General features: G+C 35.9%; 11 protein-coding genes and 1 pseudogene. 8 read left to right on the top strand and 4 right to left on the bottom strand.

Going from position 1 to position 14551, the window contains the following annotated elements:
• Window positions 1-428 precede the first annotated feature (428 nt).
• Window positions 429-2336 (bottom strand): bifunctional 5-dehydro-2-deoxygluconokinase/5-dehydro-2-deoxyphosphogluconate aldolase, encoded by a 1908-nt coding sequence (locus KGI96_RS00630; protein WP_211597772.1) that lies wholly within the window; start codon window positions 2334-2336, stop codon window positions 429-431.
• Window positions 2337-2565: 229 nt separating this feature from the next.
• Here KGI96_RS00630 and iolD point away from each other — a divergent pair, with 229 nt between their 5' ends.
• The 4 genes from iolD (at window position 2566) to KGI96_RS00610 (ending at window position 7764) form a co-directional block, all read left to right on the top strand.
• Window positions 2566-4506 (top strand): 3D-(3,5/4)-trihydroxycyclohexane-1,2-dione acylhydrolase (decyclizing), encoded by a 1941-nt coding sequence (iolD, locus tag KGI96_RS00625; RefSeq protein WP_211597720.1) that lies wholly within the window; start codon window positions 2566-2568, stop codon window positions 4504-4506.
• A 69-nt stretch (window positions 4507-4575) separates the two neighbouring features.
• Window positions 4576-5472 (top strand): myo-inosose-2 dehydratase, encoded by an 897-nt coding sequence (iolE, locus tag KGI96_RS00620; protein ID WP_211597719.1) that lies wholly within the window; start codon window positions 4576-4578, stop codon window positions 5470-5472.
• 38 nt (window positions 5473-5510) lie between these two features.
• Entirely contained in the window at window positions 5511-6497 is a 987-nt protein-coding gene (gene iolG / locus KGI96_RS00615) for an inositol 2-dehydrogenase (RefSeq protein WP_211597718.1), read from the top strand.
• A 136-nt stretch (window positions 6498-6633) separates the two neighbouring features.
• A complete protein-coding gene (locus tag KGI96_RS00610; RefSeq protein ID WP_211597717.1) occupies window positions 6634-7764 on the top strand; it encodes a Gfo/Idh/MocA family protein in 1131 nt (376 codons plus the stop codon).
• A gap of 138 nt (window positions 7765-7902) precedes the next feature.
• Here the strand turns inward: KGI96_RS00610 and KGI96_RS00605 are convergent, their stop codons facing one another.
• From KGI96_RS00605 to KGI96_RS00595, 3 genes are all read right to left on the bottom strand, one after another.
• Window positions 7903-9249, bottom strand: coding sequence for a PTS sugar transporter subunit IIC (locus tag KGI96_RS00605; protein ID WP_211597716.1), 1347 nt, complete (start codon window positions 9247-9249; stop codon window positions 7903-7905).
• Between the two features lie 2 nt (window positions 9250-9251).
• Window positions 9252-10580: an alpha-L-fucosidase gene (locus tag KGI96_RS00600; protein WP_211597715.1), complete on the bottom strand. Its 1329-nt coding sequence runs from the start codon at window positions 10578-10580 to the stop codon at window positions 9252-9254.
• A 260-nt stretch (window positions 10581-10840) separates the two neighbouring features.
• Window positions 10841-11077 (bottom strand): hypothetical protein, encoded by a 237-nt coding sequence (locus KGI96_RS00595; RefSeq protein WP_211597714.1) that lies wholly within the window; start codon window positions 11075-11077, stop codon window positions 10841-10843.
• A gap of 430 nt (window positions 11078-11507) precedes the next feature.
• On the opposite strand from KGI96_RS00595, the gene sodC reads away from it, so the two are divergent.
• The 4 genes and pseudogenes from sodC to KGI96_RS11170 all read left to right on the top strand — a co-directional run.
• Window positions 11508-12071, top strand: coding sequence for a superoxide dismutase [Cu-Zn] SodC (sodC, locus tag KGI96_RS00590; protein WP_370685833.1), 564 nt, complete (start codon window positions 11508-11510; stop codon window positions 12069-12071).
• A gap of 138 nt (window positions 12072-12209) precedes the next feature.
• Entirely contained in the window at window positions 12210-13751 is a 1542-nt protein-coding gene (sbcB, locus tag KGI96_RS00585; protein WP_211597712.1) for an exodeoxyribonuclease I, read from the top strand.
• A gap of 42 nt (window positions 13752-13793) precedes the next feature.
• The gene (locus KGI96_RS00580; RefSeq protein ID WP_211597711.1) at window positions 13794-14339 is read left to right on the top strand and encodes a tetratricopeptide repeat protein; all 546 of its coding nucleotides are present in this window, start codon (window positions 13794-13796) and stop codon (window positions 14337-14339) included.
• Window positions 14340-14363: 24 nt separating this feature from the next.
• A pseudogene (locus tag KGI96_RS11170) lies at window positions 14364-14528 on the top strand (hypothetical protein); the annotation flags it as partial.
• Window positions 14529-14551: the final 23 nt, after the last annotated feature.

Genomic DNA, 14551 nt, shown 5'->3' with positions numbered 1-14551 from the left:
CATCTATGCATTGGCGTAATTTATTTTTTATGCATATATTTCGTCAAGGCGTGCCTTGACGCTACAATGTTAAATATATTTGTAGAAACAGAGTATGCCCTGTTTTATTCTTCATAACGTAAAAAAATCGTCACGTAACAAGGGTAAGCGGTCTGATTTTTTCTGAAATTTGCAAATTTTGAATAAATTTATATTAAATTTCCCCAATTCCACATCATCAAAAACGTTGTGCCAATGTACGTATTGATGTTACATTTTTTATATTATGCGTATATTTCGTCAAGGCGTGCCTTGACGCTACAATGTTAAAATATATTTGTAGAAACAGGGCATGCCCTGTTTTATTCTTAATCATACAAAAAATAACCGCTTAGCAAATTGGTATCCCCAAAACACTAAGCGGTCATCATTTTTCTAAACTTTACAAATTAACGAGATTTCCAAAGTTTAATCAGGCGTTGATAACGTGCTGAAACTTCTTTCACTAGTTCATCATCGTTGATTTCATTTGCTAACCATTGTTTTGACGGTTGTCCGAAGATGGTTCTTCCTACCGCAAATCCTTTCACTAATGGGATATTTTTAGATGCTTCAAAAACAGCTTTAAATTCTTCTTCTGGGGCATCTAAACCTAAAATTAAGATACCACGACAATAACTGTCATTTTGCTCAATCACTTGACTAATCTCTTTCCAAGCCTGTTCTGATACACCTGGTAATTTCCACCAATCTGGTTTAATACCAATATCATAGAAATGTTGCAACATTTGTGCATAATATTGCTCTTGTTTTTCCATTTCAGTTGGAAGGATAATTTCAAGTAATAGTTCGTGACCAGTGCGACAACAGGCTTGATACACTTCTTTGAGTTTAGTATCTTGTGCGGTTTTCATTGCTTCATCATCGGTTGGATGATAGAAAGCTAAACATTTCACCACCTGTTCTAATGGCCAGCTCGCTAATTGCGTGCCAAGATCACCGTGTTCTAAACTTAATGGACGAGATGATGGCTCTTCAATCGGACGACCAATCCACCAATTTTTACCTGTAATTTCATTTAATGCCGCTTGCCCAAATGTGGTATCCGCTAGAATTCCCGCATTACCATTGCTTATACCCTCTTGTTGTGCGGTTTGTTCTGCGGCTTTAAGCAATAAAGTTTTTAATTTTGGAATACGTGTTGGCTCAACACCACATTCATTCGCCATATCAACCAACTGTTTACGATGATCGAATGCAAAAATACATAAATCGTCCCACTGTGTTTTACGAGTGGTTACTCGGTGTAAATGATTTAATTTTTCATCTAAATCAGGGCGTGGCACAGATTCTGCACGAGAGAGATAATCATCTAATTCTTCTTTGGTTGGCATTGCTGGGGCACAACCGTGACGAGAAACCACTAGTGCACCACACGCATTCGCATAACGACAACTTTGTTCCCAACCTTCGTTATTGATATAACCACGAATTAAACCTGACATAAAGGCATCGCCTGCCCCTAATACATTTAATACCGCAACTCTCACGCCATAAACGTTTAAACCACCATCAAGATCATCAGGAATATCTCCCTCAAATACCGAACAACCTAATGCTCCACGTTTACATACTAAGACCGCTTGGCTAAATTTACGTACATTTTTCAACGCTGTTAAAGTATCGGTTGAGCCACCCGCAATATGAAACTCTTCCTCTGTTCCAACTAAAACATCAAAATGATGTAACACATCTTGCAAAGACTTAGTCACTGCTTCTGAATCAATATAACGTGTTTCACCATCACCTAATGAAGTTAGTCCCCATAATACTGGACGGTAATCAATATCTAATAAACGTTTTACATTATTACGTCCTGCGTATTCTAAAGCAGTCAATACTGCTTCTCTCGTATTTGGGTGTGAAAGATGTGTACCTGTAATAGCGAGGGCTTTGGCAGAGGCAATATACTCTTCACTAAAGTCATCTTTAGTAATTGCCATATCTGCACAGTTATCACGATAGAAAATTAGAGGAAAAGTATCTTCATCTTTAATACCTAAAAGCACTAATGCTGTTAAACGATCTTTATCAGTAATTAAATAACTGGTATCTACGCCCACACTTTCTAATTCTTCTTTTAAAAAGCGTCCCATATGTTCATCACCAACACGAGCCAACATTGATGATTTCACACCTTGTATTGCTGTTCCATAAGCCACATTTCCTGATGAACCACCTAAATATTTAGAAAATGTCCTCATATTTTCTAAACGAGCACCAATTTGTTGTCCATATAAATCAACAGCCACACGACCTAAACAGATTAAGTCTAGTTTTTTTTCTGCACTTTTCATCATATCCTCACTTATTTATATTTAGAACTGATATAAGAATAAAACTAAATAGATTAAATTTCCACTAATTGAAACATATATTTCAAAAAAGTCACGCTATTAAATGTATATTTGAGAACAAGATCACAAAATGAAATAAAATTTCTAAAATCACATTGCATTGAAATGAATAAATTACTAGAATTTTGAAAAAATTATTTATTCTTTAACTCATAGGAGTGACATAGAGATGAAAACGACTAGACTTACAGTTGCACAAGCACTCATTAAATTTTTAGATAATCAATATATAGAAGTTGATGGTCAAGTAACAAAATTTGTTGAAGGTGTTTTTGGTATATTCGGTCACGGTAATGTATTAGGTTTAGGGCAAGCACTTGAACAAGACTGTGGTAATTTAATTGTTAGACAAGGACGCAACGAGCAAGGTATGGCACACGTTGCAATTGGTTTTGCAAAACAGCATAGTCGTAAGAAAATTTATGCTTGTACTTCTTCTGTTGGACCAGGTGCTGCCAATATGATTACCGCAGCGGCTACGGCAAGTGCAAACCGCATTCCTCTTTTATTACTTCCGGGTGATGTCTTTGCAACTCGTCAGCCAGATCCTGTTTTACAACAAATTGAGCAACCTTATGATTTAAGCATTAGCACTAATGATGCCTTTAAAGCGGTGAGCAAATATTGGGATAGAATTAACCGTCCTGAACAGCTAATGAGTGCGTGTATCAATGCAATGCGTGTATTAACTGATCCTGCGGAAACAGGGGCTGTGACTCTTGCATTACCACAAGATGTGCAAGCAGAAGCCTATGATTTCCCTGATTATTTCCTAGAAAAACGTATTCATCACATTGAACGTGTCACACCAACAGATTCAACCATAAAAATGGCAGTGAAACTGATTAAAAATAAGAAAAAACCATTGATTATTTGTGGCGGTGGCGTGCGTTATTCACAAGCGGCAGAAGAATTGAAACAATTTGCAAAAAGTTTCAATATTCCATTTGCTGAGACACAGGCTGGAAAAAGTGCCGTTGTGTCTGATTATCCTTTAAATGTCGGTGGTGTTGGCGAAACAGGTTGCTTATCCGCAAACTTACTTGCCAAAGAGGCTGATTTAATCATCGGTATTGGTACTCGCTATACGGACTTTACCACTTCATCAAAATGGATATTCCAAAACCCAGACGTTCAATTCTTAAATATTAACGTAGCACGTTTTGATGCTTACAAATTAGATGGCGTTCAAATTGTCGCAGATGCAAAAGCAACCCTTAGCAAATTAACCAAGTCATTAAAATACATTGGTTACGCAGCTCAATGGGGCGATCAAATCGCAGAGGCTAAACAACAATTTAAGCAAGAATTAGAACGTGTTCGTAATGTAACTTATACAGGCGAAGATTTTGTACCAGAGGTGAATGATCGTCTTGATCAAAAAGCCGTATTTGCTGAATTCCAAAAAATCACGCAATCTTGCTTAACTCAAAGTCGTGTATTAGGCATTATCAATGAACATTTAGGTAAAGATGATGTGATTGTGGGTGCAGCAGGAAGCTTACCGGGTGATTTACAACGTACTTGGCAATCCAAAGGCGAAGGTACTTATCATCTTGAATATGGCTATTCTTGTATGGGCTATGAAGTCAGTGCATCACTTGGTGTAAAAATTGCTCAACCTGAGCGTGAAGTTTATACCCTACTCGGCGATGGCTCTTATATGATGTTGCATTCTGAGTTAGTCACATCAATTCAGGAAAACAAAAAAATCAATGTAATCGTCTTTGACAATATGGCAAATGGCTGTATCAATAACTTACAAATCGGTAATGGAATGGACAGTTTCTGCACTGAATTCCGTTTCCGCAATGAAACATCAAATCAATTAAATGGTAGACTTGTTCCTGTTGATTTTGCAATGAATGGAGCGTCTTACGGCTGTAAAACTTATAAAGTGACCACAGAAGAAGAACTACATTTTGCATTAGAAGATGCCAAAAAACAAACTGTTTCAACATTAATTGATGTAAAAGTGTTACCAAAGACAATGGTTCACGGTTATGGCAGTTGGTGGCATGTTGGTGTTGCGGAAGTTTCTAATAAGGAAACCATTCAACAAGCATACCAAAATGCACAAAAACACATAAATGAAGCTCGTCGTTACTAATTTTTAACATTAAGCCAGCTCTTTCAGGGCTGGTTCAGAATTATTATCCATACACAAGGAGAAACTTGTATGAAAACTGAAAATATCAAATTGGGTATTGCACCTATTGGTTGGACAAACGATGATTTACCTGAATTAGGGGCTGAAAATACCTTTGAACAATGTGTCAGTGAAATGGCGTTGGCAGGTTTCACTGGTTGCGAAGTGGGAAATAAATATCCACGTGATATTGAGGTGTTAAAACACAAACTTGATGTTCGTGGTATCCAAATTTGTAATGCGTGGTTTAGTACATTCTTTGTTGACGGTAAAAAAGAAGAAACTATCGCAGAATTTATCAAACACCGTGATTTCTTACACGCAATGGGTGCAAAAGTAATCGGTTGTTCAGAGCAAAGCCGTAGTATTCAAGGTCAGAAAAAAGCCATTTTTAAAGAAAAAACCATTTTTACTGATGCTGAATGGGAATTACTTGCAGAGGGTTATAACGAATTAGCTAAACTTGCCGCAGAAAAAGGAATGAAAGTGAGCCTACACCACCATATGGGAACAGGTATTCAAACTCCTGAAGAAGTAGATCGCTATATGGAAATGACTAACGATGACGTTTATTTACTCTTTGATTCAGGACATATTTACTACTCAGAAGGCTCACAAAAAGCAATGCTAGATATGCTTGAAAAATACATCGATCGCATTTGCCACGTTCACTTAAAAGATGTGCGTGATGAAGTGGTTGCAAAAGTAAAAGAAAACGATCTTAGTTTCTTAGAAGGGGTTAAAAAAGGGACATTTACCGTTCCGGGTGACGGCGTAATTGATTTCAAACCTATTTTTGAAATTTTAGACAAACACGATTACAAAGGCTGGATGGTTGTGGAAGCAGAACAAGATCCTGCATTGGCAAATCCATTTGAATACGCAGTGAAAGGTCGTAAATATATCAAAGACGTTGCTGGAATTTAATCAAACATACAGATTTTTAATCATATCAAGGAGTTACTATGTATAATGTTGCTTTATTAGGTGCTGGTCGTATTGGGCTTGTACACGCAGTAAATATCGTAAACCACCCAGAAACCACCCTTTATTCTGTCGCCGATCCTTATGAACCAAATGCGAAAAAAATGGCAGAAAAATACGGTTGTAAAATTCAAACCATTGAAGAAGTAATGGCGGATCCAAATGTTCATGCGGTGCTTATCGCATCTGCAACAGACACCCACGCTGATTTAATTGAATTATCTGCAAGAGCAGGAAAAACCATTTTCTGTGAAAAACCTATCCATTTAGATATGGCTCGTGTTCAAGAGTGTTTAAAAGTGGTTGAAGAGTGCAACGTGCCACTATTCATCGGTTTTAACCGCCGTTACGACCCACAATTTAGACAAGTAAAAGAGCGTTTACAACAAGGTCAAATCGGTAAACCTGAATCACTCATTATCATCTCTCGTGATCCGTCACCACCACCAGCAGCTTATGTAAAAGTATCGGGTGGATTATTCCGCGATATGGCAATTCACGATTTTGATATGGCTCGTTTCATTATGGGCGAAGATCCAGTGTCTGTTTACGCAAGTGGTAGTTGCTTAGTCAATCCTGAAATTGGCGAGGCTGGGGATATCGATACTGCATTCGTTGTAATGCGTTTCCCATCAGGTGCAATGGCAACCATCTCTAATACACGTCGTAGTGGCTATGGTTACGACCAACGTCTTGAATTACACGGCGAAAAAGGTGTGTTAACGGCGAAAAATATCTATGAAGATAGCGTTGAACTTTGGACTGATGAAGGTTGCAAATACGCAAAACCTGAATTCTTCTTCTTACAACGTTATGATGCGGCTTACAAAGCAGAGTGGGAACACTTTGTTGATGTTTTAAATGGCAAAGCAACACCAGCCACAACCGGTTTTGACGGAATGCAAGCACTTCATCTAGCAGATAAAGCCCTTGAATCCCTTCAAACTGGTAAAGAAGTAAAACTGTAATTTCTATTACATAAAACGATAAATCCACATCATAAGCGGTCAATTATGGTGTGGGTTTTGCAAATTTATCGTTAAGATTTCTTATCTTCAATACTGCATTTCATAAAAATTTCCACGAAATTAAGAGGTAAATAAAATGAAAAAAGTTCGCGTCGGTTTAATTGGAACAGGTTATATCGGTCGTTGTCACGCCATTGCCTATGCCCAAGCATCAACCGTTTTTCCCTTAGAGGCTGAATTACAACTTGAATATTTAGCAGAAATCACCCCTGAATTAGCCGCACAAAAAGCCAAAGAATTTGGTTTCAATCGTTCAACAGGCAATTGGCAAGATGTTGTCAGTGATCCAAATGTTGATGTTGTTGATATCTGCACCCCTAACTTTTTGCACAAAGAAATTGCATTAGCGGCGATCGCAAACGGCAAACACGTTTATTCCGAAAAGCCTCTCGCCTTAAATGCAGAGGATGCAAAAATAATGTATGAGGCAGCTGAAAAAGCGGGCGTTAAAACCTTAGTAGGCTTTAATTACATTAAGAATCCAACCACACAATTAGCAAAAGAAATCATTGAAAAAGGCGAAATTGGTGAAGTGGTACATTTTTATGGTACCCATAATGAAGACTATCTTGCAAACCCAAATACCCCACTCGACTGGCACTGTGTAAAAGAAAAAGCAGGCTTAGGAACACTGGGTGATCTTGCTGCTCATATTATCCAAATGTCACAATATTTAGTCGGACAAGATATTAAATCGGTCATCGGCGATATGGAAACCGTCATTAAACAACGTCCTAATCCAAATAATCTTTCACAAATGTGCGATGTTGAAAATGAAGACCAAGCCACTGCAATGGTTCGCTTTGCAAATGGTTGTATGGGAACCATTGAAACCTCTCGCATTGCTTGTGGGCGTAAAATGGGATTAAGCTACGTCATTACAGGCACAAAAGGAACGATCAGCTATACCCAAGAGCGAATGGCAGAATTAAAACTTTACATTCACAGCGATGATCCTGCTCGTCAAGGTTTCAAAACAATCCTTACTGGACCACTCCACCCTGACTACAAACATTTCTGTGTGAGTGCAGGACACGGTATCGGCTTTAATGATCAGAAAACCGTTGAGATCAGAGATTTAGTCAACGGACTTGCTAATCCAACTGCAAAACTCTACCCTGATTTTGAAGAGGGCTTTAAAATCTCTCGTGTTTTAGACGCAATAGCCCTTTCAGCACAAGAAAAACGCTGGGTTGATATTGGTTAAATTTTTCTAGAAAATGTTTATCTCAAAAACAAAGGCTAATCTTTATGATTAGCCTTTCATTATTTCTCTCTTTAAGCGGTCAAATTTTAAATCAATTTTGCAAATTTTTACTAAAATATAACCGCTTGTAATTTAACATTATTGTATTGTTGCTTTCGCTTTTTCCACAATTTCTTTTTCTTTTACTAAGAAATCTGCGTCAATATTTTTCTCTCTTTCAATACAAGTTCTTTCATACACTTTAAAGAATGGATAGTAGATAATGACATCTAATACAATCAATGCCACACTTAATACTGGTGCCCAAATATCTCCACCTGATACTAAGTATGCCCCTATTGGTGCAGGCGTTGTCCAAGGTGCCATTAGGTAAACACGATGAATAAGATCAAAATCTAAAATTAGATAAGCAATAATCGCATTTGCCATTGGTGCAAAGATCAATGGGATAAAGAACATTGGGTTTACGACCATTGGAACACCATAAACAATTGGCTCACCGATTGAGAAGAATGATGGAACTAAACCAATTTTACCAATAGAACGTAAATGTGCTGATTTACTAAATACTAATAAAAATGCCAGTGCGATTACCCCACCTGATGCACCATGTACCACATAGAAATCCCAGAAGCTATTTGTCACAATGTATGGTAATGGTTCGCCTGCTTGTAATGCACTTAAGTTTGCTGCCATATTTTGTAATAAGAACGGTGTCCATAATTGCATTAACACAAGTGAACCGTTAATGCCTAAGAACCAAAGTAAATGGGTTGCAAATACGAATAAACAAATCGCTCCTAATGAGTCACTCACTTTAATCAATGGAGCCATAAAGTCCATAATAAGCTGTGGAATAGTGCTTCCTGTTGATGCTTCAATGTATAATGCAAAAGGATAAAGTGTGACTAACACCGCCAAAATAGGGATCACGATATTCAATGATTCCGCTACCGCTGTTGGCACTTCTTTTGGCAATCTAATGCGAATATGTAAATATTCTAGTAAGCGAGTCAATTCAACCGTGTAAATAGCAATGAAAATTGCAGAGAATAAGCCAATTCCACCAAAGAATTTAATATCCATATGTCCATTTTGTACGGGTGTTGCAACCAATAAAAATGCCATTACAGATAAAAATGCTGCTGGTAAAGGTTCTCTTTTATAGGCTTTTGCTAAGTTATAAGCAATACTTGCTGCTGTAAAAAGTGAAATAGCATTAAAAGACATTTGAAAGAATCGCCAGCCGTAATCACTCGCCCAGTGAGCAAAAGACCACCACGCTTGCCCAAAACTATTTGTGGTATTTTCATCAAATGGAGGGATCAATAAAATCATTATAAAGCTACCCACAATTAAGAATGGGAGTACCACAATAAAACCATCTCGAATCGCAGAAATATGTGGCTGATTTTCCATTCTTTTTGCTGCTGGAGCCACTTTATCATTCATAAAAGCAATAAAACGTTCAGATAGTGTAGCCATAACTATTTCTCCCCTTGTTTAATTTTAAATCCAAGAATATACCAATCTGTTTGATAATTATCGATATGTAATACTCGCCCATTTTGTGTATTTTCAACACTAAATTGTAATTCTGGATTTAATGCTTCCACCTCGCCAAATAATGCAAGTGGTAATTCATTTTTTCCTTCTTTCAAACCATCTAAGAAGACATATAAATCTTCTCCTACTTTGGTATGATAATAAGTTACATCTTGTTCTTTATGGGTTAAATGACGACTACATTTTGAACCATAAATTCCCTCACCATTGACTTTCAACCATTTTCCTAAGGCTAATAAACGCTCTGCTTGTTCTTTTGGGATTGTTCCGTCTGCTTTTGGTCCAATATTAAGTAATAAATTGCCGTTATCTGAAACTGTTTCAACCAATAATGTCACAAGCTCTTTTACTGACATTAAATGACTTTCATCTTCGACTTGGTTATAGCCAAAAGATAATCCCATTCCACGACACATTTCCCATTTTTTATCTCTGGAAGCTGTACCATATTTATATTCTTTAGAGGTAAAATCACACCACAGTTTATTCCAACGATCATCAACCACCCCATCTGCAACGGTATTATAATAATGTGCAAATAAATGCGGTAGCATATGTTCTCCCACTTTTGGCCAACCAATATCATTCCAAAGTACATCAGGTTTATAGAGGTCAATCAACTCAACCACTTGTTTATAAGCAAAATCTGCATATTCATAAGTTGGGCAAGCATTAGAGAAATTTTGACTTTCAGTAAAAATAGGATCAGAAGCATATTGCCAGTCAATAATACCAGAATAATACGCCCCCATTCGTAAACCTTTATTTCTTACTTCTTCGGTAAGTTCTCCCATAAGATCACGTTTTGGCCCATCTTGAGTACAGTTAAAATCAGTATATTTACTTGGATAGAGACAGAAACCATCGTGATGTTTAGTCGTTAAAACAACATATTTTGCCCCAGCTTGGGCAAATAATTCAGCCCACTCTTGTGGCTGCCATTTTTCAGCTTTCCACTGTGGAATAAATTGATCATAAGTAAAATCTTCACCATAGGTTTTAATATGGTGTTCATAGGTAGGACCTTTTTTAACATTGATAGAATTCGAATACCATTCTGCATAAGGATTATTACAGAACCATTCTTCATTTGCCTCAATTTCCCCTAATTGACAAGTCGGTGGAGCAAAAGCAGGAACAGAATAAATTCCCCAATGAATAAAAATACCAAATTTAGCATCTTCATACCATTCTGGTACTTGGTGAGTTCTAATAGAACTCCAATCAGCGTGATAACGTTTTTGTGCCATATTAAACTCCTATGAAATGAAATATATTATAAATACAATTCACAATATGAAACAATCATTCTATAAAATCAATGAAATCGAATTTTTAATCTAAATTTTGTGAAACTCATCACAAAATACGTTAAAAATAATTACTGAATTCATATATAGAAATGCCCGCTTATCCGAAAAATTGAATATATCGGTCATATAAATACAAAAATAATTTAAGATAAATAGAAAAAATTTTTGCTTCTTTAAGTCAAAATAGTTAAAAGCTCTTACTTGTGCATTCTAACTGACTTTTTTATTAGGAAAGCCTCAAATTTATTGGGTAAATCAATATTTGACTGTAAAAAACTATGCCCATTTACTGAAATAGCAGTCGCATACATTTCACGTCCCACTTTAGTTATCACATATTCAATGGTATTTTCTGCTATTAAAAAATATTCTAAAGGATAAGGAAAAAAGATATTAATGCCGTCAGCCTGAATTTTAACCCTTGTTTTATTCATTCTCGGAAGAAATAGCTTTGCATTTTAATTTCTCTTATGATCTCTTTTTATACTAAGCTAATTTAATATTAACTTCCAACATTTGCGAATTTAACTTACTCACTATCCGCTTATTTATTTTAAATATCTTACTAATAAAATATAACTAATCAAGAGTAATAAAAATAGCAGTTTGAAGGAAAGTTATACTCCTTAAAATTAGAAAATTAAACTAATTAACTAAATTCACTCAAAAAATATTTATTGCTTCGAAACAGTACTATTATTTCATAAATATGTTGCTCCATTTACAAAACATAGATAGTATCGCAAATTGATATTTACACCATCCTAGTGAATATCTCATCAAAGTAATATAAATATATATATATCTATTTACTTAAAAAACTCTTATTTTTTCAATCAAATTAAGGAAGATTTAATGAAAAAAATGTTAGCGACTGTACTTTCTTGTAGTGCTATTTTAAGTTTAGTCACACCCGCTTTTGCAAATTGTTGTGAAACAAATGGGCATACTGAAACGAATAAAAAAATTGAAGTAAAAATGGAATTATTAGACCTTGAAAAAGGAAATCAAAATATTGGTAAAATAACCATTACTGAATCAGAATACGGATTGGTATTCACACCTGAATTAAAAGGATTAACCGCAGGATTACACGGATTTCATATTCATCAAAACCCAAGTTGTGCATCAAAAGAAAAAAATGGCAAGTTAGTTGCTGGTCTAGGTGCAGGTGGTCATTGGGATCCTAAAAATGTTGGAAAACACGGTCAATTTTGGTCTGATGAAGCTCATTTAGGCGATTTACCCGCATTATCTGTAAATGAAAATGGAACAGCCCATAATTCTGTATTAGTACCTCGTTTAACTCAATTAGATGAAATTAAAGGACTTTCATTAATGATCCATAAGGGCGGTGACAATCATTCAGATCATCCTGCTCCATTAGGTGGCGGTGGTCCTCGAATGGCTTGTGGTATCATCGAATAGTTTTATTAAAACAATCAAAGCGTAACTTAAATTTATACTACGCTTTTTAAAACTCTCCCTCCCTAATATCATCAAGATTTTTTTACTCCCCCCAATTTGTGCTACAATTCCACAAAATCTTTTATCTTAATAATATTTATGAATAAACAGACCTTTTTTATTTACGACTACGAAAGTTTTGGAATTAATCCTGCCAGTGACCGCCCTGCTCAATTTGCGGGTATTCGTACTGATAGTGATTTTAATATCATCGGCAAACCAGTAATGTTTTATTGCAAGCAAACACCTGATTATTTACCTTCACCTGAAGCAGTAATGGTAACAGGTATTACACCTCAACACTGCAATAAAGAAGGGTTGATTGAACCTGAATTTAGTGAGCGTATTCATCAAGAATTTAGCCAGCCAAATACCTGTGTGATGGGCTATAACAATATTCGTTATGATGATGAAATGACACGTTATACTTTCTTTCGTAACTTTTTTGATCCTTATGAATATAGCTGGAAAAATGGTAATTCTCGTTGGGATTTACTTGATGTAGTACGATCCTGCTATGCGTTACGTCCTGATGGTATAAACTGGGCGTATGATGAGGAAGGTAATCCAAGTTTTAAATTAGAAAATTTAACTAAAGCCAATGGTATTGAGCATAGTGATGCCCACGATGCGATGGCAGACGTGTATGCAACCATTGAAATGGCAAAAATAATCAAACAAAAGCAACCCAAATTATTCCAATTTTTCTTTGAAAATCGTGGCAAAAAAGCCATTGAGAAGATGATTGATACGGGCGAAATGACACCATTAGTTCACGTTTCAGGAATGTTAGGTAACTATCGTGGTAACACTGCTTGGGTTGTGCCTATTGCTTGGCACCCAACCAATCAAAATGCCGTGATTGTGTGTGATTTAGCGGGTAATGTTGATGATTTACTTAGTGAAGAACCTCAGATTTTACAAGAACGACTTTATACGAAAAAAACATTATTAGAAGAACAAGGCTTGCATTCTGTTCCGTTAAAATTAGTACATATTAACAAATGCCCTATTATTGCACCTGCAAAAACTTTATTACCTGAAAATGCCGATCGTTTAGGGATCGATCGTAGCTACTGTTTAGAAAATTTAAAATGTTTAAAACAACATAAAAATTTAATTCGAGAGAAAGTAAGCGATATCTTCAGTGAAGAGCGAACCTTTGCAGAAGCGACCAATGTTGAACTTACGCTGTATGAATCCTTTTTCTCTAATGCAGATAAAAATAATATGGCAATTTTACGCACCCTTAAACCTGAAGAATTAGCCAATCACGGCTTAAAATTTAGCGATCCTCGTGTAGAAAAATTACTATTCAATTATCGTGCCAGACACTATCCTCACACACTCACTCGTAGCGAACAAATTCGTTGGCAAAAATATTGTGATCAACAAATTAATGAAAAGGCACAACAATTCAGTCAATCAATTAATGAGCTATTTAATCAATATCACGATGATGAAGAAAAGGTAAAATTATTAGAAGATCTGACCGCTTATGCTGAGCAAATTTCACAAATTCAGCCTGTCAGTTATACAAAAGAGAATAATACTGATTTAATTGAACAACTAAATAAAGTGGCAGAACAAAGTTGTGATAGGAAGGCTAAAATTGCAGCATTAAAAACATTAATACAGTAATTTTATTTTCAATCTATTAAAAACTTTAAAAAGGAATCAACAATGAAAAAACTAACTCTAGTCGTAACAACCCTTACAATGTTATTTTCTTCATTCTGCTATTCTCAAAATAGTACTGAACTCAAATCAAATGAATTTATGGCTATTTTAGAACTTGTACAACAAAATAATACAAAAGCCCAATTCGATCTTGGCAATATATATCTAAATGGAAAAGAAGGGATTAAAAAATCATATAGACAAGCTTTTCAATGGTTTCAAAAAGTTGCTGTAAAAAATGACTCTTATACACCTTATGCTCAATTTAATTTAGCGCTTATGTATTTGAATGGTATGGGAGTTAACCAATCAGATAAACAAGCAGTAACATGGTTTCAAGCTGCTGCTGAAAAAGGGATTGCTCAAGCACAATTTAACCTTGCTCGCATGTATTACATGGGTCAAGGAATAACAAAATCTAATATACAAGCGGTTAAGTGGTATACAAAAGCAGCAGAGCAAGGTATGCCTGAAGCACAAGCCTCTCTAGGAATTATGTATAGTAAAGGAGAAGGTGTTGAAAAGTCATATGCTAAATCAATTGAATAGTTAGAGAAAGCAGCCAATCAAAATTCAGCTCAAGCACAATATACGCTGGGTACCATAATGCTACAAAATGGAGAAGGTCAACTTGCTCATAAATGGTATCAAAAGGCTGCTGAAAAAGGGCATCCTGAAGCTCAATTAACCCTTGGTTTTATATATTATGATCTTGAACAGTACACTGATGCAATTAAATGGCTCAGAAAAGCAGCACATCA

This window comes from Phocoenobacter atlanticus subsp. cyclopteri (genome assembly GCF_018343795.1).
Classification (GTDB): Bacteria; Pseudomonadota; Gammaproteobacteria; order Enterobacterales; family Pasteurellaceae; genus Phocoenobacter; species Phocoenobacter atlanticus.
This window is presented reverse-complemented; position numbering and strand designations above follow the sequence as displayed.

Excerpts from the sequence above, each read along its gene's own strand:
- KGI96_RS00630 (WP_211597772.1), bottom strand. The coding sequence starts at position 2,336 with ATGAAAAGTGCAGAAAAAAAACTAGACTTAATCTGTTTAGGTCGTGTG.
- iolD (WP_211597720.1), top strand. The coding sequence starts at position 2,566 with ATGAAAACGACTAGACTTACAGTTGCACAAGCACTCATTAAATTTTTA.
- KGI96_RS00600 (WP_211597715.1), bottom strand. The coding sequence starts at position 10,580 with ATGGCACAAAAACGTTATCACGCTGATTGGAGTTCTATTAGAACTCAC.
- KGI96_RS00580 (WP_211597711.1), top strand. The coding sequence starts at position 13,794 with ATGAAAAAACTAACTCTAGTCGTAACAACCCTTACAATGTTATTTTCT.
- KGI96_RS00605 (WP_211597716.1), bottom strand. The coding sequence starts at position 9,249 with ATGGCTACACTATCTGAACGTTTTATTGCTTTTATGAATGATAAAGTG.
- iolE (WP_211597719.1), top strand. The coding sequence starts at position 4,576 with ATGAAAACTGAAAATATCAAATTGGGTATTGCACCTATTGGTTGGACA.
- sodC (WP_370685833.1), top strand. The coding sequence starts at position 11,508 with ATGTTAGCGACTGTACTTTCTTGTAGTGCTATTTTAAGTTTAGTCACA.
- KGI96_RS00595 (WP_211597714.1), bottom strand. The coding sequence starts at position 11,077 with ATGAATAAAACAAGGGTTAAAATTCAGGCTGACGGCATTAATATCTTT.
- iolG (WP_211597718.1), top strand. The coding sequence starts at position 5,511 with ATGTATAATGTTGCTTTATTAGGTGCTGGTCGTATTGGGCTTGTACAC.
- KGI96_RS00610 (WP_211597717.1), top strand. The coding sequence starts at position 6,634 with ATGAAAAAAGTTCGCGTCGGTTTAATTGGAACAGGTTATATCGGTCGT.
- sbcB (WP_211597712.1), top strand. The coding sequence starts at position 12,210 with ATGAATAAACAGACCTTTTTTATTTACGACTACGAAAGTTTTGGAATT.